15 protein-coding genes and 3 tRNA genes are annotated in these 22,542 nt (G+C 72.5%); 4 read left to right on the top strand and 14 right to left on the bottom strand.

The features are described from left to right. Positions 1-4: 4 nt before the first annotated feature. Positions 5-937, top strand: a complete 933-nt coding sequence (locus AMIR_RS29745; RefSeq protein WP_143761202.1) for an NUDIX hydrolase — start codon at positions 5-7, stop codon at positions 935-937. A 1,789-nt stretch (positions 938-2,726) separates the two neighbouring features. Here AMIR_RS29745 and AMIR_RS29750 read toward each other — a convergent pair. From AMIR_RS29750 to leuC, 3 genes are all read right to left on the bottom strand, one after another. After that, a complete protein-coding gene (locus AMIR_RS29750) occupies positions 2,727-3,584 on the bottom strand; it encodes an HU family DNA-binding protein (protein WP_015804696.1) in 858 nt (285 codons plus the stop codon). Positions 3,585-3,791: 207 nt separating this feature from the next. Then, a complete protein-coding gene (leuD, locus tag AMIR_RS29755; RefSeq protein ID WP_015804697.1) occupies positions 3,792-4,394 on the bottom strand; it encodes a 3-isopropylmalate dehydratase small subunit in 603 nt (200 codons plus the stop codon). Between the two features lie 14 nt (positions 4,395-4,408). Beyond that, positions 4,409-5,827, bottom strand: a complete 1,419-nt coding sequence (gene leuC / locus AMIR_RS29760) for a 3-isopropylmalate dehydratase large subunit (RefSeq protein WP_015804698.1) — start codon at positions 5,825-5,827, stop codon at positions 4,409-4,411. 78 nt (positions 5,828-5,905) lie between these two features. Here leuC and AMIR_RS29765 point away from each other — a divergent pair, with 78 nt between their 5' ends. Then, positions 5,906-6,607 carry an IclR family transcriptional regulator gene (locus tag AMIR_RS29765; RefSeq protein WP_015804699.1) on the top strand — a complete coding sequence of 234 codons (702 nt, stop codon included), beginning with the start codon at positions 5,906-5,908 and terminating at the stop codon, positions 6,605-6,607. Between the two features lie 410 nt (positions 6,608-7,017). Here AMIR_RS29765 and AMIR_RS29770 read toward each other — a convergent pair. The 5 genes from AMIR_RS29770 to gltX form a co-directional block, all read right to left on the bottom strand. Then, positions 7,018-7,090: transfer RNA gene (locus AMIR_RS29770), tRNA-Glu, on the bottom strand. A gap of 64 nt (positions 7,091-7,154) precedes the next feature. Then, positions 7,155-7,227 (bottom strand) — tRNA-Glu (locus AMIR_RS29775). A 60-nt stretch (positions 7,228-7,287) separates the two neighbouring features. Next, positions 7,288-7,359, bottom strand: a tRNA-Gln gene (locus AMIR_RS29780). 103 nt (positions 7,360-7,462) lie between these two features. Beyond that, on the bottom strand, positions 7,463-8,146 hold the full coding sequence (locus AMIR_RS29785; protein WP_015804700.1) for an HAD family hydrolase: 684 nt from the start codon (positions 8,144-8,146) through the stop codon (positions 7,463-7,465). Positions 8,147-8,304: 158 nt separating this feature from the next. Then, the gene (gltX, locus tag AMIR_RS29790; RefSeq protein ID WP_015804701.1) at positions 8,305-9,795 is read right to left on the bottom strand and encodes a glutamate--tRNA ligase; all 1,491 of its coding nucleotides are present in this window, start codon (positions 9,793-9,795) and stop codon (positions 8,305-8,307) included. A gap of 88 nt (positions 9,796-9,883) precedes the next feature. Here gltX and AMIR_RS29795 point away from each other — a divergent pair, with 88 nt between their 5' ends. After that, positions 9,884-11,116, top strand: coding sequence for an FAD-dependent oxidoreductase (locus AMIR_RS29795; protein ID WP_015804702.1), 1,233 nt, complete (start codon positions 9,884-9,886; stop codon positions 11,114-11,116). A 225-nt stretch (positions 11,117-11,341) separates the two neighbouring features. Here AMIR_RS29795 and AMIR_RS29800 read toward each other — a convergent pair whose 3' ends face one another. Continuing rightward, positions 11,342-12,112, bottom strand: a complete 771-nt coding sequence (locus tag AMIR_RS29800) for a fumarylacetoacetate hydrolase family protein (protein ID WP_015804703.1) — start codon at positions 12,110-12,112, stop codon at positions 11,342-11,344. 56 nt (positions 12,113-12,168) lie between these two features. On the opposite strand from AMIR_RS29800, the gene AMIR_RS36385 reads away from it, so the two are divergent. Beyond that, positions 12,169-12,822, top strand: coding sequence for a chymotrypsin family serine protease (locus AMIR_RS36385; RefSeq protein ID WP_015804704.1), 654 nt, complete (start codon positions 12,169-12,171; stop codon positions 12,820-12,822). Between the two features lie 46 nt (positions 12,823-12,868). Here AMIR_RS36385 and cimA read toward each other — a convergent pair whose 3' ends face one another. The 5 genes from cimA to AMIR_RS29830 all read right to left on the bottom strand — a co-directional run bounded on the left by cimA (position 12,869) and on the right by AMIR_RS29830 (position 22,514). Then, positions 12,869-14,482, bottom strand: a complete 1,614-nt coding sequence (gene cimA, locus AMIR_RS29810; protein WP_015804705.1) for a citramalate synthase — start codon at positions 14,480-14,482, stop codon at positions 12,869-12,871. 618 nt (positions 14,483-15,100) lie between these two features. After that, positions 15,101-16,138: a 3-isopropylmalate dehydrogenase gene (locus AMIR_RS29815; protein WP_015804706.1), complete on the bottom strand. Its 1,038-nt coding sequence runs from the start codon at positions 16,136-16,138 to the stop codon at positions 15,101-15,103. A 283-nt stretch (positions 16,139-16,421) separates the two neighbouring features. Beyond that, the gene (locus tag AMIR_RS29820; protein ID WP_015804707.1) at positions 16,422-19,700 is read right to left on the bottom strand and encodes a S8 family serine peptidase; all 3,279 of its coding nucleotides are present in this window, start codon (positions 19,698-19,700) and stop codon (positions 16,422-16,424) included. A gap of 438 nt (positions 19,701-20,138) precedes the next feature. Continuing rightward, positions 20,139-21,737 (bottom strand): phosphoglycerate dehydrogenase, encoded by a 1,599-nt coding sequence (gene serA, locus AMIR_RS29825; RefSeq protein WP_015804709.1) that lies wholly within the window; start codon positions 21,735-21,737, stop codon positions 20,139-20,141. Positions 21,738-22,244: 507 nt separating this feature from the next. Beyond that, on the bottom strand, positions 22,245-22,514 hold the full coding sequence (locus AMIR_RS29830) for a DUF397 domain-containing protein (protein WP_015804710.1): 270 nt from the start codon (positions 22,512-22,514) through the stop codon (positions 22,245-22,247). Positions 22,515-22,542 lie beyond the last annotated feature (28 nt).

A 22,542-nucleotide genomic window follows, 5' to 3' on the forward strand; every position in this document is an offset into this window, starting at 1 on the left:
CGAGGTGCGCCCGGTGATCCGGGCGGCGGGCGCGGTGCTGCGCGACGGGGACCTGGTGGCGGTGGTGCACCGGCCCCGCTACGACGACTGGTCGCTGCCCAAGGGGAAGCTGGACCGGGGTGAGGCGGCGCCCGCGGCGGCGGTGCGGGAGGTCTTCGAGGAGACCGGGTTCCGCGCGGTGCTGGGCCCGTACCTGAAGGCCGTCCGGTACGCGGTGGACGGCGTGCCGAAGGTCGTGGACTACTACGCGGCCGACGTGGTCGCGGGCTCGTTCGCCCCCAACGAGGAGGTGGACGAGCTGCGCTGGCTCTCGCCCGCCGAGGCGGCGGGGCTGGTGTCGCGGGACGAGGACCGGTCGGTGCTGGCCGCGTTCACCGCGCTGCCGGGCGGGCTGCGGACGCTGCTGCTGGTGCGGCACGCCAAGGCGGGCAAGCGGGAGCACTGGTCCGGTGACGACGACCTCCGGCCGCTGAGCGCGGCGGGGTGGCGGCAGGCGGAGGCGCTGCGCGGGGTGCTGCCGCTGTGGGGGGCCGCGCGGGTGCACGCGGCGCCGAGGTTGCGCTGCGAGCAGACCGTGCGGGCGGTGGCGGACGACCTCGGCGTGGCGGTGCGGTCGGAACCGGCGCTGTCCGAGGAGGGCTACTGGCCGGACCGGGACGCGGCGGTGGCGCGGGTGGCGCGGCTGCTGGAGGAGGACGGCGGGGTTCCGGTGGTGTCCTCGCAGGGCGGGGTGATCCCGGACCTGGTGGAGGCGCTGGCCGCGCTGGGCGGGGTGGCGCTGGAGGAGGGGCGGACGCCGAGCAAGAAGGGCAGCGCGTGGGTGCTGTCGTTCCGGCCGGGCGCGCCGGGCTGGTCCACTTCGGACCCGGTGTCCCGGTGGCCGCGACTGGCCGCCGCGCACTACCTGCCGACGGCGTTGGGCAAACCGCTCTCCTGAGCCGAATGGGTCGCACCGGTGTGGCGCCCGCAACAGTGCGGGGTGGAATCGCCGAGCGCACGCCGGGTTTTCCACGGATGGCGGAATGAGGGGTCGGGTGGCGCTTTCCACCCGACCCCGGCGGGAAATCGGTTGGGCGGGACCGGCAATCGGGTCGGGGTTTCAGCCGGGGGAAAAGCGGGCACCGGCGGTCCGGTTGAGCCGGGCGCCGCTCGGTCGTTAGTCGCGGACCACTCGGCCGTTAGTGGCGCGAGAGCGCTGCGGGAGTGGGCGGCGCCACTTCGACAAACCGATGCGCTTAGCCGGGCGGCGCGGAGGAACGCGCGCGGGCAACGGCTCGGGAACACGTCGGCGACGCCTTTGCGGAACAGCGCGGCGACTTCGGGACGGGCGCGGGACAAAGGGCGTTGACGGGGGCGTTCGCGCAGGTCAGTGGCATGATCAACATTTAACGGGGCGCTGCGGGAATTGCGGGGAACCGCCGCCGACCGCGCACGGGTCGCCGGGGCCGGGGGCTGCGGGCGCCCTCGGAGGGCCGCCGACCAGCCCGAAGGCCGGTGGGCGCGGGGCGGAACACGGGCCCGGAGCCGGGGAGCGGCCGAGGCGGGGCGGCGGGGCGGGCGCGGTGGCCGGGCGCGACGCGCGGGACCGGCTGGGACGGGGCTGACGCGGGTGGCCCCGGAGGCGGGGAGCGCCGGAGCGCGGGAAGTCCCAGCCCGGAGCGCAGGAGGCGCTCAGCGGCCTCACAGCGCCCAGCGCGCCCACACCCCTACTCAGCACACCACCCCGGAGCTCCCGAGGCGTCCTGGGGCCGCTGGGCGGCCGATCGCGCGGCGGACGATCTCCGCGCGCCACGTTCGGCGGACAGCGGCAACCCCGCCAAGCGCCGGTCGACCCGCACCCGAGCTCCCGACCCGCCCCACGAGATCCCCGAACAGCCCCGCGCACCGGACGGCGGGCGGCTGGCACCGGGCGGCTGGCACCGGGCTGGCGGGCGGCTAACGGCTGGCGGCTGGCACCGGGCTGGCGGGCGGCTGGCGGCTGGCAGCGGGCGGCTGGCAGCGGGCTGGCGGGCGGCTGGCGGCTAACGGCTGGCAGCGGGCGGCTAACGGCTGGCGGCCAGGACAGACCTCCGCGCGCGTGGCCAGCGGCAGGGGCCTGGAACAGCCCCGGAGCACGCCTCCGCCGTCCCGCGCGGCCGACGGCCCGCCGTCCCAGCGGCCTCTCCCCCAGCCCTGAACAGCCGCCTTCCCACCGCGCCCGGCCACCACCGCGCCTCCGCCTCCCCCGCTCACCGCCCCCCCGCTCACCGCCCCCCGCTCACCGCCCCCCGCTCACCGCCCCCCGGACAGCGACGAGCCCCGGCAGGCCGTTGGCCTCCGGGGCTCCGCTGCACCGCGAATCCAGTTGTGGAAAGCACCTCCGGTCCCCTCCGCGGCCCGCCTTCGGCCCCTCGGGTTCCGGAACACCCGCGCGTCTCAACGGGTTTCCCCGCCGTCCGCTCGGGCCACCGCTCGCACGTCCCCACCTCCCGCGACGTCCTCGTCGGTCTCCCGACTCGGCCGTCGCGCCAGGCCCGGTCGCGCTCCCGGCAGCGGCAAGCCCCGGCAGCCTCGCGTTGGCTCCCAGGGCTTCCCAACGGCGCGTCCCCGCGCGGTCCCGGTCCGGTCGTCTGACGCGACAGCCCACCGGTCCGGACACCGCCTCGGCGGGGTGCTCGCGGTCCTCCCGCTCCACGCGGGAGGAACCGGCCCGCTCCGCCGCACCAGGGCCGCGGAACGGGCGCGGCTCACTTCTTGGCGGCCGTGGTGGTCTTCCGCGTGGTGGTGCGCTTCGCGGCGGACGTCTTGGCGGCCGGGGTGGCCTTCGCAGCCGGCTTCTCGGTGGTCGCGGCGGCGGCCGGAGCAGCCGTCTTGGCAGCCGCGGCCGTCTTGGTGGAAGCCGCCTTGGTCGCGGTGGCCTTGGCCGGAGCGGCCTTGGTCGCGGCAGGCTTGGTCGCGGTGGCGGAGGTGGACGCGGCCTTGGTGGCGGCCGTCTTCGCCGTGGTCGTCCGCTTGGCGGTGGTCGCCGTCTTCGGCGCCGCCTTGGTGGCGGTGGCCTTGGTGGCGGGCGCCTTCGCGGCGGTGGTCTTGGCGGCCGGGGCGGCCTTCGCCGTGGTGGCGGAGGTCTTCGCGGCAGCGGTGGCGGTGCGACGGGCGGGCGCCTTCGTCGCGGCGGCGGCGCGCGTGGTGGTGCTGCGCGCGGTCCGCGTGGTGGTCGCCTTGGCCGCGGGCGCCTTGGTGGCGGTCGTGGCGGGCTTCGCGGCGGTCGTCGTCGCCTTCGCGGCGGTGGCGGTCGCGGCGGGCTTGGCGGCCGTGACGCGGGGCAGCTTCTTGGCCCCGCTGATGACGTCCTTGAACGTCGAACCCGCGCGGAACGCGGGAACGTTGGTCTTCTTGACCTTCACGGTCTCACCGGTGCGCGGGTTCCGCGCCGTGCGTGCCGCGCGAGCGCGCTTCTCGAAGACGCCGAAGCCCGTGATGTTGACCTTCTCGCCCTTGTGGACGCTCCGGACGATGACATCGACGATGCCGTCAACTGCGGCGGCTGCGTTCTTCTTGTCGCCAAGGCGCTCGGCGAGCGCCTCGATGAGCTGGGCCTTGTTCACCTTCAGTCCCTCCCAGGACGCTCACGGCCCTAGTCGGGCCGACTGAAGGCCACGGTAAGCCCATATGCAAGGAAATACCAATCGCCACGCCAATATTTTCGTTGCGGGGCGGGCAATTGCGCCCTGTTGAGGGACAGGGGAGGCGTCCGGAGGGGTGCGTCCGAGGGAGCGATTCCCCCTGGGGGAGGGGGAATCGCGCCCCGTTCGCTAGCTCGCGGGCCGCACCTCGGTGTCCGGCAGCCAAGCGGCTCGGGTGGACTCGAACTCCGCGATCGAGTCGGAGTGCCGCAGCGTCAACGCGATGTCGTCCAATCCCTCCAGCAACCGCCAGCGGGTGTAGTCGTCGATGTCGAAGCGGGCCGTGAAGTCCTTCGCCGACACCGTCTTCTGCGCCAGGTCCACGGTGACCGAGGCGCCCGGCTCGTTCTCCAGGATCTTCCACAGCTGCTCGACATCGGACTGCTCGCACTGCGCCGCGACGAGGCCCTGCTTGCCCGAGTTCCCCCGGAAGATGTCGGCGAAGCGGGACGAGACCACCACCCGGAAGCCGTAGTCCATGAGCGCCCACACCGCGTGCTCGCGGGAGGAGCCGGTGCCGAAGTCCGGTCCGGCGACCAGGACGCTGCCCGCGCGGAACGGCTCCTGGTTGAGCACGAACTGCTCGTCGCCGCGCCACGCGGCGAACAGCCCGTCCTCGAAGCCCGAGCGGGTGACCCGCTTCAGGTAGACCGCCGGGATGATCTGGTCGGTGTCCACGTTGGACCGGCGCAGCGGGACCCCGACGCCGGTGTGCGTGCTGAACGCTTCCATTCGCTTGCCTCTTCTCAGACCAGGTCGGCGGGGGTCAGGTCGGCCGGGGACGACAGGGTGCCGCGCACGGCCGTGGCGGCGGCGACGAGCGGCGACACCAGGTGCGTGCGACCGCCCTTGCCCTGCCTGCCCTCGAAGTTGCGGTTGGAGGTGGACGCGCTGCGCTCGCCCGGCTTGAGCTGGTCCGGGTTCATGCCCAGGCACATCGAGCACCCGGCCTGGCGCCACTCCGCGCCCGCGGCCTGGAACACCTCGTGCAGCCCCTCGGTCTCGGCCTGCGCGCGCACGCGCATCGAGCCGGGCACGACCAGCATCCGGACGCCGTCCGCGACATGGTGACCGCGCAGCACGTCCGCCGCCGCGCGCAGGTCCTCGATTCGTCCGTTCGTGCAAGAGCCGAGGAACACCGTGTCCACGCGGATGTCGCGCAGCGGCGTGCCCGCCTCCAGCCCCATGTACGACAGCGCCTTCTCGGCGGCCACGCGCTCGTTCTCGTCCGCGATCGCCTCGGGGTCCGGCACGGACGCGCCGAGCGGCAGGCCCTGGCCGGGGTTGGTGCCCCACGTGACGAACGGCGTCAGCTCGTCCGCGTCGAGGGTCACCTCGGCGTCGAACTCCGCGCCCTCGTCGGTGGCGAGCGTCGACCAGTACTCGACGGCGGCGTCCCAGTCGGCGCCGGACGGCGCGTGCGGGCGGCCCTTGATGTAGTCGAACGTGGTCTGGTCCGGCGCGATCATCCCGGCGCGCGCGCCCGCCTCGATCGACATGTTGCAGACCGTCATGCGGGCTTCCATGGACAGCGCGGAGATCGCCGATCCCCGGTACTCCAGCACGTACCCCTGGCCGCCGCCGGTGCCGATCTTCGCGATGACGGCGAGGATGACGTCCTTGGCCGTGACGCCGGGCCGCAGCGAGCCCTCGACGTTGATCGCCATGGTCTTGAAGGGGCGCAGGGGAAGCGTCTGCGTCGCCATCACGTGCTCGACCTCGGACGTGCCGATGCCGAACGCGAGCGCGCCGAACGCGCCGTGCGTGGACGTGTGGCTGTCGCCGCACACGACCGTCATGCCCGGCTGGGTCAGCCCGAGCTGCGGTCCCACCACGTGCACGATCCCCTGCTCCGCGTCGCCCATGGGGTGCAGCCGCACCCCGAACTCCGCGCAGTTGCGCCGCAACGTCTCCACCTGCGTGCGCGACACCGGGTCGGCGATCGGCAGCTCGATGTCCACCGTGGGCACGTTGTGGTCCTCGGTGGCGATCGTGAGGTCGGGCCTGCGCAGCCGCCGACCGGCCAGCCGAAGCCCGTCGAACGCCTGCGGACTGGTCACCTCGTGCAGCAGGTGGAGGTCGATGTAGAGCAGGTCGGGCTCAGCGCCGCTGCCGTGGCGCACGACGTGCGCCTCCCACACCTTCTCCGCGAGCGTGCGGCTCATCTCAACTCCAAACTCCAAGGGCGAGCAACAAGAAGACAGCTCTGGACTTCCCAGTCAATGGGAAGTTAGTATCGGCTTGTGGGACAGCATAGCGGGATCGGCGTCCTGGACAAGGCAGTGGCCGTGTTGAACGCCGTGGCAAAAGATCCATGCGGGCTCGCGGAGTTGTGCAACCGCACGGGTCTGCCGAGAGCGACAGCGCACCGCTTGGCGGTGGGCTTGGAGGTGCACCGCCTGCTGCGCAGGGGTTCGGACGGCCGCTGGCGCCCAGGGGCGGCTCTGGCGGAACTGGCGGGCGGCGCGACCGACCCGCTCCTCGACGCGGCGACCTCGGTCCTGCCGCGCCTGCGCGACATCACCGGCGAGAGCGTCCAGCTCTACCGCCGCGACGGGATGCAGCGCGTCTGCGTGAGCGCCGCGGAACCCCCGAGCGGCCTCAGGGACACCGTCCCGGTGGGCGCGCGACTGCCCATGACCGCGGGCTCCGGCGCGAAGGTCCTGGCCGCCTGGTCCGATCCCGGAACCCAGCGCGCCATCCTCGCCGACGCCGTCTACGGCGAGCGCACCCTCCTGGAGGTCCGCCGCCGCGGCTGGGCCCAGAGCGTCGCCGAACGCGAACCGGGCGTGGCCAGCGTCAGCGCCCCCGTCCGCGACAGCAGCGGCACCGTGGTGGCCGCCATCTCGGTCTCAGGCCCCATCGACCGCATGGGCCGCCGCCCGGGCGCCAGATGGGCAGCGGACCTCCTGGCGGCAGCGGAAGCCCTGCAAAGCCGCCTGTAACCCAACACACGACAAGGCCCCCCGACCACACCAGGCCGGGGGGCCTCCCTACACCCAAGCCAAAAAGTGACCCCACTCACCAACGAGTGAAAAGCCCAACCCCAAGAACACCCAAGACCACAAGTGACCCGCCACACAAACAATGCAAGCAATGGGCGAGGCCCAAGCCGTGACAACGCTCATGCCCAAGCCGAACACCGACAAGGGACCCCGGAGGGCGAAGCCCCGCCGGTCACACGCCCAACGCAACCGCCAGCAAGGGGTCCGGGGAGCGCACGCCCAACGCAACCACCGGCAAGGGGGTCCGGGGGGCGAAGCCCCGCCGGGCGGGGCCTGGGGGCTGCGCCCCCGGTGAAAATGCGAAAGAGCCGTGGTTGGCGTCCTCCGCCAACACGGCTCTCCCAGCTCTGTAGCCCCGATGGGATTCGAACCCACGCTACCGCCTTGAGAGGGCGGCGTCCTAGGCCGCTAGACGACGGGGCCCTAGAACAAGCTCATGAAGTTGTATTACCAGCGATTGTTCCCAGCGAACTCGGACAACCGCTCGTAGCCCCGATGGGATTCGAACCCACGCTACCGCCTTGAGAGGGCGGCGTCCTAGGCCGCTAGACGACGGGGCCTGGACTTTCACCTGCATCCTGTGGACTTGCGTCCATGCTCGCGGCTTTCGCCACTCGCAGCTGGGGTACCAGGACTCGAACCTAGACTAACTGAACCAGAATCAGTCGTGCTGCCAATTACACCATACCCCATTGGCTTTCCCTTTCAGCTTCCCCCCGGTCTTGCTCGGGAGGGGCTGTCCGTTCCGCCGAGATGAATACTAGACCACACACCCGGCGGAACGGAAATCGGGGTTCACACACGGGTCCCCGCCAGCTCGCAGACGAGCAGTTCTGGCAGCTCAGCGAGAGTGTGGATGGCGGACACGCCGTGGGGCAGACTCCCGTCGCCCTGGCCGTTGCGGTCGAGCCAGACGCCGCGCATACCCGCGTCCCGCGCCCCGATGGCGTCGGCGTACAGCCGGTCGCCGACGTGGACGGTGTCGGCCAGCGCGGTGTTCAGGCCCGCGCAGGCCGTGTCGAAGATCACTCTGTCCGGTTTCGCCGCGCCGACCTCGCCCGCGATGAGGACGGTGTCGAAGTACTGGGCGAGGCCCAGCGTGGCGATCTTGTCCCGCTGGTGCCGCCCTGAGGCGTTGCTGACGGCCGCGAGGGGGAGTCCCGCGGCCCGGAGCCAGTCGAGGCAGGGGACGACGTCGGGGTAGAGGCGCCAGCTTCCCGCCAGCGCCTCCTGCCGCCCCAGTTCCCGCCGGGTGGCCTCGTGCTCGTCGAGCTCCTCGCCGAGGGCGGCGAAGAACGCCCGTGTCCTGATGTTGCGCATGGTCGAGTACTCGAACTCGCCGGTGAGCATCCGGGCGCAGTGGTCGTCGGTGATGCGCTGCCACAGCGGGAAGGTGTCGTCGCTGCCGACCATCGAGGCCAGCGCCGCCCTGGACGAGGTGCTGTAGTCGACGAGGGTGTCGTCGACGTCCAGGCACACCGCGCGGACCGCGCCGGTTCTCCTAGGGGTGTGAGTCGGGGCTGTGGTTGTCACCCTGAGAGGCTAGGTGGGTATGCCCCCTGGGCGATTCGACCAGTGAGGTGATATCTGCGCCGTCTTGCGCGATCAAGCCCTGTCGAATCGCCCAGTCGCCCCGATCAGCTTGCGCCGAGCGCCTTTCGCAATCGCCCGATCGAGCGATCACGACCGAGCAGCTCCATGGACTCGTAGAGCGGCGGGGACACGGTGCGGCCGGTGACGCCGACGCGCACGGGGGCGTAAGCCTTGCGGGGCTTAAGTCCCAGACCGTCCACAAGGGACGCCTTGAGCGCTTCCTCGATGCTCGCGGCGTTCCACTCCGCCGTCGCCTCCAGCGCGGCGATGGCGGCCTCCAGCACCGGCTGGGCGTCGGCGCCGAGCGCCTTGGCCGCCGCGTCCTCCTCGGGCGTGAACACGTCGTCCTCGGTGAAGAGGAAGCGCACCATGCCGGAGACCTCGGACAGCACGACGAGGCGCTCCTGCACGAGCGGCGCGACCCCGCGCAGCACGGCCAGGTCGGCCTCGGCGGGCTCGGCCGGGAGGACGCCGTCCGCCGCCAGGTACGGCAGCGAGCGGCTGACGAACTCCTCGACGGGGAGCGCGCGCAGGTGCGTGGCGTTGATCGCCTCGGCCTTCTTGAGGTCGAAGCGGGCCGGGTTGGCGCTGACCTTCGCGATGTCGAAGGCGGCGACGAGCTCCTGCGTGGTGAAGATGTCGCGGTCGTCCGCGATGGACCAGCCGAGCAGCGCGAGGTAGTTCAGCAGGCCCTCGGGCAGGAACCCGCGGTCGCGGTACAGGAACAGGTTGGACTGCGGGTCGCGCTTGGACAGCTTCTTGTTGCCCTCGCCCATGACGTAGGGCATGTGGCCGAAGAGCGGGGTGAACGTGGTGACGCCGATGCGCTGGAGGGCGCGGTAGAGCCCGATCTGGCGCGGGGTGGACGGGAGGAGGTCCTCGCCGCGCAGGACGTGCGTGATGCCCATGAGGGCGTCGTCGACGGGGTTGGTGAAGGGGTACAGCGGGTCGCCGTTGGCGCGCACCAGGACGGGGTCGGGCGTGGTGCCCGCCTTGAAGGTGATCTCACCCCGGACGAGGTCGGTCCAGGACAGGTCCTCGTCGGGCATCCGCAGGCGCAGCACGGGCTCGCGGCCCTGCTCGCGGTAGGCGGCCTTCTGCTCGTCGGTCAGGTCGCGGTCGAAGCCGTCGTAGCCGAGCTTCGGGTCCTGCCCCGCGGCACGGCGGCGGGCCTCGACCTCGTCGGGGGTGGTGAAGGACTCGTAGAGCTCGCCCGCCTCGAGGAGCCTGCGGGCGATGTCGGCGTAGATCTCGCGGCGCCGGCTCTGCCGGTACGGCTCGTGCGGGCCGCCGACCTCGGGACCCTCGTCCCAGTCGAGGCCGAGCCACCGCATCGCGTCGAGCAGCGCGAGGTAGGACTCCTCGGAGTCGCGCGCGGCGTCGGTGTCCTCGATGCGGAAGACGACTTTGCCACCGGTGTGCCGGGCGTAGGCCCAGTTGAACAGAGCGGTGCGGATGAGCCCAACGTGGGGCGTGCCGGTCGGCGACGGCGAGAAGCGGACGCGGACCTCTTGGGGTGCGGATGCGGTGCTCATGACCGGGTGAGCGTATCCCCCTTGACCGGGTTCCGGCCGGGGAGCATCCTGGGCTTATTCAACTGGTGTTGAAAAGGGGTGTGGCGTCATGACCAGGACCTCGATCGCCATCGCGGGCGGCGGCCCCGCCGGGATGGTGCTGGGCCTGCTGCTCGCCAGGGCGGGCGTGCGGGTGACCGTGCTGGAGAAGCACGGGGACTTCCTGCGGGACTTCCGCGGCGACACCGTGCACGCGTCCACGCTCGGGCTGCTCGACGACCTGGGGCTCGGGCCCGCGTTCGACGCGATCCCGCCCCGGTACGTGGAGCGGATGCGGGTGGTGCTGCCCGGCGGGGCGGCGACGATCGCCGACATGCGGCGGCTTCCGGGCAGGCACAAGCGGATCGCGTTCGTGCCGCAGTGGGACCTGCTGGAGCTGCTGGCGCGGGCCGGGCGGCGGGAGCCGACGTTCGAGCTGGTGATGAACGCCGAGGTGACGGGGCTGCTGCGCGAGGGCCCGAAGGTCACCGGGGTGCGCTACCGGACGCCGGAGGGCGAGACCTCGCTCGGCGCGGACGTGGTCGTGGCGGCGGACGGGCGGACCTCGCGCGTGCGGGCGGAGGCCGGGTTGGCGATGCGGTCGTTCGGCGCGCCCATGGACGTGTGGTGGTTCCGGGTGCCCGTGCGCGAGGGGGACGACCTCGGCGAGGTGCAGGGGCGCTTCGGGCGCGGCGAGGCGCTGGTGGCGATCCCGCGCGTGGGCTACTTCCAGTGCGCGTTCCTGATCCGCAAGGGGGCGGACGCGCGGCTGCGGACCGAGGGGGTCGGGCGGTTCCGGGAGCGGGTGGCGGCGCTGGCGCCCGCGCTGGCCGACCGGGTCGGGGAGATCGCGTCGCTGGACGACGTGAAGCTGCTGGCCGTGGAGCAGAACCGGCTGCGGACCTGGCACCGGGACGGGCTGCTGTGCGTCGGGGACGCCGCGCACGCCATGTCGCCGGTGGGCGGGGTGGGGATCAACCTGGCGATCCAGGACGCGGTGGCGGCGGCGCGGTTGCTGGCCGGGCCCGCGCTGCGCGGGGCGGTGACGCCGGACGTGCTGGCGCGGTTGCGCAGGCGGCGGCTCTTCGCGACGGCGGCGGTGCAGGCGGCGCAGCGGGTGATGCAGCGGGCGGTGATGCGGGAGCCGGGGGCGTCGGCGCGGCCCGCGCGGGTGCCGCTCCCGCTGCGGGTGGCGCAGCGGTTCCCGGTGCTGCAAGGGGTTCCGGCCTACCTGGTGTCGATCGGGCTGCGGCCGGAGCCGACGCCGGGGTTCGCGAGGCGCTCGCCCGCACCCGCGCGGTGAGGCGCGCCTGCGGTTTCCGCGCGGTCGGGTGAAGCCCGGTGCGGCCGGGCGGGTGCCGCGCGCCGGGGGCGGTTCGCACGTGGCGGCGGGAGTCGTTGCGCCACAAGGGTTGTCCCGTCGCACGGGCGGATGGCCGGAACCGCACCGGTGCGGCTTCGGGAACGGGAACGCCCCCGGTCCGGAGTGGACCGGGGGCGTTCCCCTTTTCCGCTTGGTGAAAGGGGGTCAGCGCGCGGCGGCGGTGTTGGTGAGGGTGCCGAGGCCGTCGATGGTCACCGAGACGCTCTGGCCGGGCCTCATCGGGCCGACGCCCGCCGGGGTGCCGGTGAGGATGACGTCCAGCGGGCGCAGGGTCATCACCGTGGAGATGAACGAGATCAGCGCCGGGATGTCGTGCACCAGCTGGGAGGTGCGGCCGTCCTGCTTCACCTCGCCGTCCAGCTCGGTGCGGATCGCCACGTCGGTGGGGTCGAACTCGGTCTCCACCCACGGGCCCAGCGGGCAGAACGTGTCGTAGCTCTTGGCGCGGGTGAACTGCACCTCGGAGCGCTGGATGTCGCGGGCGGTGACGTCGTTGGCGATGGTGTAGCCGAGGACCGAGCCCATGGCGCGCTCGACCGGGATGTCCCGGCCGCCGACGCCGATGACCACGGCCAGCTCGCCCTCGAACTCGACGCGCTCGGAGGCGGCCGGGAGGCGGATCTCGGCGTTCGGGCCGACGACGGCGGTGTTGGGCTTGAGGAAGATCAGCGGCTCGGCCGGGACCTCGTTGCCCAGCTCGGCGGCGTGGTCGGCGTAGTTGCGGCCGACGCAGACGATCTTGGGCGGGAGGAACGGGGCCAGCAGGCGGACGTCGGCCAGCGGCCAGCGGCGACCGGTGAAGGTCGGCTTGCCGAACGGCTCGTCGGCGATCTCAGCCGCGACCAGGTCGTCGCCCTCCCCCTCGATGGCGGCGAAGGCGAGACCGTCTGGCTGGGCGATACGGGCGATGCGCACGGAGTTCACCCTAACCGGCGGTGGGCGCGGGTGCCCGCCCCGCCTAGCGTCGGCTCATGGAACCCCTGCGCGGACCACGCCTCCGCTCCCCCGCCCGATTAGCCCTGCTGACGGTCGTCGCGCTCCTGCTGACGGCGAGCCCGGCCGCTGCGGCGACCACGCTGCAGATCGGCACGGTCGTCCGGCTGGCCTCGAACGAGCAGTGCGTCAACGGCTTCACCGTCGAGGACCACCTGCTGCTGCCGCCGGACTGCGTGCCGAGGGCTGCCGGCGTCAGCCCGCTCGGCGTGGCGGTTCTGGGCGCGGGCGGCGAGACGATCGCCCGGATCACCGGGGTGAGCCGCGCCTTCGTCCTGGCCACGCAGGTTCCGGGCGCGACCGTCACCAGGGTGCCCGTGGTGCGGCACACCGGGACCCGGATCACCGGCGCGACGGCGGCGGGGATCGGCAAGCGGGTGTGCGTGCTCAGCCAGGTCAACGGGACGGTGTGCGGGCCGGTGGTGGCGCTGAACCGGACCGTGAACTGGGCCGAGGGGACCGTGACCGGGCTGTCCGAGCTGCGGGTGTGCGCGAGCGGGCCGTGGAACTGGGCCCCGGTGGTCGACGGGTCGCTCGCCGTGGGGCACGTGCTCGGCGGCGCGGGGTGCTCGCTGTACTTCCTGCCGATCGCGCCGCTGCTCGCCGGGAGCGGGCTGCGGCTGGTGGTGTAGCGGCGGGAGGGGGGCGGCTTGGTCGACGCCGCCCCCGTTCCACGGCTCAGACCAGCGCGGACGCGTGCACGGCCTTGTGCGCCAGCGCGTCGCACAGCGCCAGCCAGCTCGCCTCGACGATGTTGCCGTGCACCCCGACCGTGGTCCACTCGCGCTCGCCGTCGGTCGAGTTCACCAGCACCCGCGTCACCGCCTCGGTGCCGCCTGCGCCGTCCGCGTCCCGCCCGTCACCGGACAGGATGCGGACCTTGTAGTCGTTGAGCTTCACCGCGTCCAACCAGGACAGGTGCGGCAGCAGCGCCTTGCGCAGGGCCCCGTCCAGCGCGTGCACCGGGCCGTTGCCCTCCGCCGTGGCGATCACCCGCTCGCCGCCCACGTGCACCTTCACCGTCGCCTCGGACCCGATCTCCCCGTCCGAGCGGTGGTCGAGCACGACGCGGTAGGACTCCAGGGTGAACGGCGGGGCGTCCAGTTCGGACAGCTCGTCGCGCAGCAGCAGCTCCAGCGACGCGTCGGCCGCCTCGAACGACCAGCCGCCCGCCTCCAGCTCCTTGACCTTGCGGACGGCGCTGGTCAGGGCCTCGGGGTTGGCCGCGAGGTCCACGCCCAGCTCCCGCCCCTTCAGCTCCAGGCTCGCCCGCCCGGCCATCTCGGTGACCAGGATCTTCATGCCGTTGCCGACCACCTCCGGGTCGATGTGGTTGTACAGCAGGGGGTCGACCTTGATCGCGCTCGCGTGCAGGCCCGCCTTGTGGGCGAAGGCCGACGACCCGACGTAGGCCTGGTGGGTGTCGGGTGCGATGTTGGCGATCTCGGCGAGGGCGTGCGAGACGCGGGTGAGCTCCCCCACGGCCCCCTCCGGCAGGACCGGCATCCCCAGCTTGGTGACCAGGTTGCCGACCACGGCGAACAGGTCGGCGTTGCCCGCCCGCTCGCCGTACCCGTTCGCGGTGCACTGGACGTGCGTCGCGCCCGCCTGCACGGCCGCGAGGGTGTTCGCCACGGCGCAGGACGTGTCGTCCTGGCAGTGGATGCCGACCCGGAAGCCGGTGCGGGCGATGACGTCCGCGACCACCTCGGCCAGGCCGAGCGGCAGCTGGCCGCCGTTGGTGTCGCACAGCACCACCACGTCGGCCCCGCCGGTGACGCCCGCCTCCAGCACGCGCAGCGCGGTGTCCGGGTCGTGCGCGAAGCCGTCGAAGAAGTGCTCGGCGTCCAGGAACACCCGGCGGCCGTTGTCCACCAGGTGCTTGACGGTGTCGTGGACCATGGCGAGGTTCTCGGTGGCGTCGGTGCGCAGGGCGCGCTCCACGTGCCGCAGGTCCGACTTGGCCACCAGGGTGACGACGGGGGCCTGCGAGTCGAGCAGGGCGCGCACCTGCGGGTCGTCCTGGACCTTCACGCCCGCCTTGCGGGTGGCGCCGAACGCGACCAGCTTCGCGCTGGACAGCTCCAGCTCTCCGGAGGCCGCGCGGGCGAAGAACTCGGTGTCCTTGGGCATCGCGCCCGGCCAGCCGCCCTCGATGAAGCCGACGCCCAGCCCGTCCAGCAGGCGCGCCACCTGGAGCTTGTCGGTGACGGAGTAGGTGATGCCCTCGCGCTGTGCGCCGTCCCGGAGGGTGGTGTCGTAGACGTGGAAGCTATCGCCGAGCGTGGTCACGGTGTGTTCTCCTGCGGGCGGGCTTGGTCGGGTTTGTCGAGAAAACAAAAAGACCCCCCGCTGGGATGCGAGAGGTCTGCGCGCCGGTGGCGGGTGCTCGGGGCACTCAACCGGCGCGCTGCTCGATAATCACGGCGACGTGGACAGCCATGCCCGCATGGTGCCACAGGCCGCGGGGGTGTACCAAGCTCCGGGCGGAGTTTCCCACCAGGTGGGTTACGCGATCGCCCGTTCGCAGGTCGGGGGCGGGTGACAGGTGCGGGGTCGGTCACCCGGACGGGCGGTGGGGTGGACGGGCAGGAGGGCCGCGGCAGCGCGGGCGGCGGGGCTGCGACAACACGGCACGGCGGTTTTCCCGGCGGCCCCGAGCGCACGGCCCGGCGGTTTTCCCAGCGCTCCGGACGCACGGCCCGGCGGCGGGCAGGCGGTTTTCCCGGCGCCCCGGCAGCGCGCCCCGACGGCCGCCAGGCGGTTTTCCCGACGCACCGGACGCCTGCCTCGGCGCGTCATTTCCCGGCCCGGAACGCCCCCGCGTCCCCGGAACGCGGGAAGGGCCACCGAAAGCTCTCGGTGGCCCTTCCCGCACTTGCGCCTTGGCCGCGAAGCGCGGCCCCGGTGTCAGCCGGTGCGCACGTTGGACGACACCAGCGCGGCGAGCCGGTCGCCGATCGCGTAGGTCGCGCCCGGCGACGCGTGGTCGCGGGTGGCCAGGTCGAACGCCACCGACGCCTCGATGCGGCGGGCCGACTCGTGCTCGCCGAGGTGGTCGAGCATGAGCGCCACGGACAGCACCGCGGCGGTCGGGTCGGCCACGCCCTGGCCCGCGATGTCCGGCGCGCTGCCGTGCACCGGCTCGAACATGCTCGGGTTGCGCCTGGTCACGTCCAGGTTGCCGGACGCGGCCAGCCCGATGCCGCCGGTCACCGCCGCCGCCAGGTCGGTGAGGATGTCGCCGAACAGGTTGTCGGTGACGATCACGTCGTAGCGGCCGGGGTCGGTGACCAGGTGGATCGTCGCGGCGTCCACGTGCTGGTAGGCGACGGTGACGTCGGGGTGCTGGAGCGAGACCTCCTCGACCACCCTGGACCACAGGGAGCCCGCGTGGGTGAGGACGTTCGTCTTGTGCACCAGGGTCAGGTGCTTGCGGGGCCGGTTCGCGGCGCGCGCGAAGGCGTCCCGGACGACCCGCTCGACGCCGAACGAGGTGTTGATGGACACCTCGGTGGCGATCTCGTGCGGGGTGTCCTTGCGCAGCAGGCCGCCGTTGCCCGCGTACAGGCCCTCGGTGCCCTCGCGGACGACCACCATGTCGATCTCCGGCGGGTCCGCGATGGGGCTGCGGACGCCGGGGTACAACCGCGCCGGGCGCAGGTTGACGTGGTGGTCGAGCTCGAACCGGAGGCGCAGCAGCAGGCCGCGCTCCAGGATGCCGCTGGGCACCGACGGGTCGCCGACGGCGCCGAGCAGGATCGCGTCGTGCTGGCGCAGCTCCCCCAGCACGGACTCCGGCAACAACTCACCTGTGGCGTGCCAGCGCGCCGCACCGAGGTCGTAACGGGTGATCTCGGCCGCCGGAACGACCTCACCCAGCACCTTCAGTGCCTCGGCGACGACCTCGGGCCCGATCCCGTCCCCCGGGATCACTGCGAGCCGCATTAACACACCTCCCAGGTATCAGTCCCAATTCACGGGACTAGTTTTCATTGCGAAAGGCTACCGGCCCGATGCGTCCGCACCGCACCTGGAACACGCCGTTGGGGGTAACTCTCCCGGACTGCGGGACACCCGAACGGTTCAACACCCCCGTTCAGATGTCACCTGAAAGACGTAAAACGGCTCTGGCCGGTCGGGGGAGAGTCTCCCCGACCGGCCAGAGCACCCCTATCTGAATCGTTTCGACCAGCGCTTATCGCGCCAGTTGACGCTCCTTGCGAACGGGTCAGACCGCCGGGCGGTCGCTGCCGCCCTTGACCTTCACGACGTCGACCCGGTCCCCGGACGCGTTGTGGTGGTTGACCACCATCAGGCTGTCCGACGCCGTGCCGGGCTCGCGGTTGACCACGAGCGCCGTACCGGGCTTGGCCTGGTACGACAGCGCCGCGTCCCCGCCGCCCTGCACCCACAGGCCGGGCTTGAGGGCGTCGAACGACAGCGCGCCGTCGATCGAGTCGATGCGGTCGTCGGACGCGCCGGGCGCGAGGTAGAACCCGGTGCTGTTGACCGTGTAGGTGATCTTCGCGGTGTCCCCGGACGGGTCGATGCCCAGCGCGGAGAGCAGCACCGGCAGCACCACCACGTTGGTGTCGAACACGTTCGTGTCAACATCACCGAACTGGGCGTTGACCGGCTGGATGTCGACGGTCTCGCCGGTGGCCAGGTCCACGGTGACCGCGACCAGCAGGTCGGTGTCGGTGAGCTTGGTCGTGTAGGTCTCGAAGTCCGGGTTGCCGTCGCCGTTCACGTCGACGTCGATGTAGAAGATGGTGTTCGACCCGAGGTTGTACCAGTTGTCCCAGGTCGAGACGCCGAACGCGAGCAACGCCTCCTCGGGGTTGCCCTGGAGCTTGGCCAGCGGGGCGGTCGACGTGACGCCGACGTGCCGCAGGTCCGCGCCCTTGGCGGTCTGGTTGAGCGTGCAGCCCGAGGTGACGTTGCGGCGGCACTCCGGGAGCCTGGGCGAGGTCGCCTGGAGCTCCAGGACGCTCACCAGCGACCGGAAGCCCTTCTGGTCAACGCCCCGGCCCGTCAGGTTCAGCACGGTCTGCGTGGCGTTCTTGCCGAGCTTCACGCTGCCGGGCACCGAGATGTCCGAGGCGGGCTTGGGCGCGGAGTACACCGGCACCCGCAGCGGCACGGTCGCGCCGCTCTTGGGCGAGAGCACCACGCGGCCCGACGCGTCGGCCAGGAACTGGCGCGGCACGTCCAGGTGCAGCGGCTCGACCGTCGGGTCGACGGTCTTGGCCAGCGCCTTCGGGTCGTCGACCTTCAGGGTGACCTTGACCCTGGCGATGCCGCGCGGGCTGAGCCTCACGGTCTGCTCGGACAGCTCGTAGCGCACGCCGGGGATGCTGGTGACGGCCTCGTAGCCCACCGAGTACTCGACGGCCTTCGAGGACTTGTTGACCACCTTGATGGTCTTGGTCAGCGCGGTCTTGCCGGTGACCTCGACCGGCCCGAACGACGCGGACACCGCGCCGGGGTCGTCCTGCACGTAGGCCAGGACCTGGTTGTCCAGCGCGGCCTTGGCGTCGATGCGGCCCGCGCCGACCCGGTTGGGGGCGAAGGTCCTGCCGTTCTCCTTCACGTCCGAGCCCGCGGAGTTCATGACCGCGGCCTTGACCTCCTCGGTGGTCCAGTCCGGGTGGGCCTGGCGGACGAGGGCGGCGATGCCGGTGGTGTGCGGGGCGGCCATGGAGGTGCCGCTGATCACCAGGGTGCCGTTGCCGGAGCCGACCAGCGCCGAGGCGATGGTGTCGCCGGGGGCGGCCACGTCCGGCTTCACGACCGGTCCGCGCACGCCGCGCGAGGTGAACGCGGACGGGGTGTCGGCGATCTTCTGGTCGTAGGTGGGCAGCGAGGTGCGCAGCTCACCGGCCTGGCGCACGGACAGGGCGCCCGCCGCGAGGGCCGGGCGCAGCGCCGAGGTGGCGGTGCCGGTGAACTGGAACACCGGGATGGCGGCGTTGCCCGCGATGCCCGCGTTGAAGTTCTCCAGCGCCGAGGTGAACAGCGCGCCCACCGCGCCCGCGGCGGTGGCGTTGTTGGCGCGCGCGCCGGAGCCGCAGCGGCGGGTGGCGTCGACGTCGTCCCACTCCAGCCAGACGAACTTGCCCGCCACGGCGGCGGCGTCGGCGGCGCTGAACGGCTGGCAGCCGTCCAGGTTGGCCGGGTCGGTCAGCGCGACCACGGGCTTGGTCTGGTCGTAGCCCGCGTAGTCGAAGTTCTGGCTGTACTGGCCGGGCTGCTTGGCGCCGTTGGCCTCGGCGGCGTCGCGCAGCACGAACGCGTCGCGGGTGCTGGCCACGGTCAGCGCCTCGGGGGTGCTGCCGGGCGAGCCGCCGATGTCGTACAGGTCGCCGCCGTTGCCCGCCGAGAACACGGTGAGCACGCCCGCGGCGTTGAGCTTGCGCACGAACAGGCTGTCGGGGTCGTCCGGGGCGCCGTAGTCCGAGCCGAGGGACAGGTTGACCACGTCGAGGTGGTCGGTGAAGTCGCCGTCGCCGTCGGGGTCGAGCGACCAGTCGAGGGCCTGCGCGGTGACGTTGGTGGAGCCGTCGCAGCCGAAGACCTTCAGCGCGTACAGCAGCGCCTTCGGGGCGGTGCCGGGGCCGATGCGCATGGCGTCGAGCTGCTCGCCGGAGAGCGTGGTGTAGTCGCCGGTGAACGTGCTGCCGTCGGCGTTGACGCCGAAGCCCGCCGCCGTGCCCGCCACGTGCGTGCCGTGGTCGTTGCAGTCGAGGGGGTTCGGGTCGGGCTTCGGGGTGCTCAGCGCGGGGTCGTCGCTGCCGCCGTCGTAGGCGTCGCCGACGAAGTCGTAGCCGCCGACCACCTTGGCGGTCGGGTAGTACGAGGGGTCCACGACGGTCGGGTCGATCGCCTGGTACGCCTCGGGCGTGCCGGGACCGGCGAACGCGGCGTGCGTGTAGTCGATGCCGGTGTCGATGATGCCGACGCGGGTGCCGTCGCCGAGCTTGCCGTACTGCTGCCACGCCTTGGCCGTGTTGGTCAGCTGCACGGCGCTGGAGTTGGTGCGGGTCTTGGGCACCACGGTGCGGATGGACTTCACGTCCGACCGGGACGCCAGCTCGCGCACCTTGGCGGCGTCGGCGGTGACGACCACGCCGGGCACGCCGTTCGCGGTGCGGAACAGCTCCTTGGTGCCGGAGTCCTTGGCCCGCAGGTCGCCGACGACCTGGTCGGTGACCTTGGTGGTCTCGCCCTTGGTGGCCTTGGCGGCCTCCTTGGCCTGCTGCTTGCTCGCGCCCTGGCCGGTCTTCTCGGTGAAGGTGTCGACGGCGGGCTTGGCCTCCAGCTCGACGAACGCGGTGACCTCGCCCTTCGCCGAGGCCAGGCGACCGGCGACCTTGGTCTGGAGCTTGGCGGCGTCCAGGCCCTTGGCGGGTTTCACGGACGGCGTGGTGGCCTGCGGACCCTCCGCCGCCAGCGCCGCGCCGGACAGGGAGCCGGTGAGCAGGACCGCGGCGAAGACCGGGATCACTGCCTTCCTGGCTCGGTTGGTGGAACGACTCACGACTTGCCCCTACCGAGGCCGGTACGACCTTGGCGGGCAGCGCGGAGCACTGAGGGGGACACCACCGGCGGGCCGGGGTGGGCCGACTGCGCACCGAGTAGGGACTGCCCGCGTGGTGCCGCGCCCTCTACGGCACCGGGTCAACCTCGTTGAGGGAACCTAATCGGTATACGTAGCCAGACAATTACTCCATGCGAGTGGTGGCACTCACGGTTTTCCCCGGCAACGGTCAAATGAGACGGATCAAGCCGGTGAACGGGCGGTTCGGCCACCCGTTCGGTTTTCCCCCGGACGTGCGGAAGGCCGGACCGCCGTAGCGGTCCGGCCTTCGGGTCCCACGGGGTGGGCGCCACGCGGACGGGTCGGCCTCCGCCGATCGGCCGCGCTCGGGCGCCCCGCGCCGGATCAGTCGAAGTTGACCGAGCGCATGGTGCGCGCGCCGACCGACGCGCCGATCGGGTCGAGCACGTTGCTGTCGACCGGGCGGTCGACGCGCAGCAGCATGAGGGCCTCGGAGCCGCCCTTCTGCTGGCTGATCTGCGCCGCCTCCACGTTCACCCCGGCCTCGCCGAGGAGCGTGCCGACGGTGCCCATGACGCCGGGCCGGTCCGAGTACTCCAGCAGCAGCACGTTGCCCTCGGCGCGCAGGTCGAAGCTGCGGCCGTTGACGCCCACGATCTTCTCGACCTGGTCGAGGCCGGTCAGCGTGCCGGACACGGTCAGCACCGAGCCGTCGGCCTGCACCGCCCGCACGGTCACCAGGCTGCGGTGGTTGGCGCTGGAGGGCTCCTTGACCACGTCGACCGACACGCCGAGCGAGGCGGCGAGCGCGGGCGCGTTCACGAACGTCACCTGCTCCTCGACCACGCTGGAGAACACCCCGCGCAGCGCGGCCAGCGGCAGCACGCTCACGTCCTCGTTGGACAGCTCGCCCCGCACCTCCAGGGTGACCGAGGTGGGCGCCTTGGCGCTGAGCGCCGCGACGACCGTGCCGAGCTTCTGCACGAGCGGCAGGTACGGCCGGACCTCCTCGCCGACCACGCCGCCGCCCTGCACGTTGACCGCGTCCGGCACGAAGTCGCCCGCGAGGGCGAGCAGCACCGACTTGGCCACGTCCGTGCCCGCGCGGTCCTGCGCCTCGCTGGTGGAGGCGCCCAGGTGCGGGGTGACGACGACGTTCGGGAGCCCGAAGAGCGGGCTGGCGGTGGTGGGCTCGGTGGCGAACACGTCGATGCCCGCGCCGCCGACCTGGCCGCTCTGCACGGCCTCGGCGAGCGCGTCCTCGTCGATCAGGCCGCCGCGCGCGGCGTTGACGACGATGACGCCGCGCTTGGTCTTGGCCAGCTGCTCGGCGCCGATCAGGCCCTTGGTCTCGGGGGTCTTGGGCAGGTGGATGGAGATGGCGTCGGCCCGCTCCAGCAGCTCCTCCAGCGACACCAGCTCGATGCCGAGCTGGGCGGCGCGGGCGGCGGCCACGTAGGGGTCGTACGCGATGATGGAGGTGCCGAAGGCCGCGAGCCGGGCCGCGAACAGCTGCCCGATCTTGCCCAGGCCCACCACGCCGACGGTCTTGCCGTTGAGCTCGACGCCGTTGAAGGAGCTGCGCTTCCACGCGCCGCCCGCGAGGGTGGCGTGGGCGGCCGGGATCTGCCTGGCCACCGACAGCAGCAGCGCGACGGCGTGCTCGGCGGCGGAGACGATGTTGCTGGTGGGCGCGTTGACCACCATGACACCGCGCTCGGTCGCGGCGGGCACCTCGACGTTGTCCAGGCCGACGCCCGCGCGGGCGACCACCTTCAGCTTCGAGGTCGCCGCGAACACCTCGGCGTCGACCTTCGTGGCGGACCGCACGAGGAGCGCGTCCGCGTCCGCGACGGCGGAGAGCAGCGCGGGTCGGTCGGTGCCGTCGACGTGGCGCACCTCGATGTCCTCGCCGAAGACGTCGAGCACGGAGGGTGCCAGCTTCTCGGCGATCAGGACGACGGGTCGGCTCGTGTTGCTCACGGGCGGTGCTCCCAGCGGTGTCTGGTGGATTCGGGAGCGCGGGCGGGTCGAAAGCAGGCCGCGAACCCGCGCCGACCGGCCACGGCGATGTGTCCGGGTTGTTAACGAGGATAGTCCCGTGCGACCGGACCACCTGAGGCGGGTTCTCCCCGCCACCAGCGGGTTTGCCTGGTTTGGCCCGCTCTGGGCGGCTGCGCGGGCGTCGCGGCGGGAAAACGCGGTGTGAACTGCCCACGGGTTGGGAATCACAAGCCGCGCAAGCGGAACACCGGATGATCACCGGGGCCGGGCGGGCCGACCGGCGGGACGCGGGGAGGCGCTGGAGGGCGCGCGGGGCGGGGCGGCGGGGCGCTTCGGGGACGGTGCGTCACCGGGGCGCGGGCGGGGTCGGTCGCGCGGCGTCACCGGCGCGGCGTCACCGGCGCGGCGCCGGCGGCGCGGCGCCGGCGGCGGACCACCGCCCTCCCGTCACCGGGCCCCGTCACCGAGCCCCGTCACCACGGGCCGTCACCACGGCTCGTCGAACTCGCCGTCCTTGACTCCGAGGATGAACGCCTCCCACTCGGCGGGCGTGAAGACCAGCACCGTGCCGTCGGGTTCGGCGGAGTTGCGCATCGCCGTGTAGGTCACGCCGTCGGTGTGCTCGACGAACGCGATCTCGACGTGCTCGGCCTCCTGCTCGGCGCCCTCGTCGCTGCGCAGCCACTGCGCGGCCGACAGGTCCAGGTTGCCCCGGACGTGGGCCTTGTCGTCGTAGATCGGGGCGCTCTCGCTCATGCGCCAAGGTATACCGGAGGGCGCGGCC

The organism is Actinosynnema mirum DSM 43827 (assembly GCF_000023245.1).
Classification (GTDB): Bacteria; Actinomycetota; Actinomycetes; order Mycobacteriales; family Pseudonocardiaceae; genus Actinosynnema; species Actinosynnema mirum.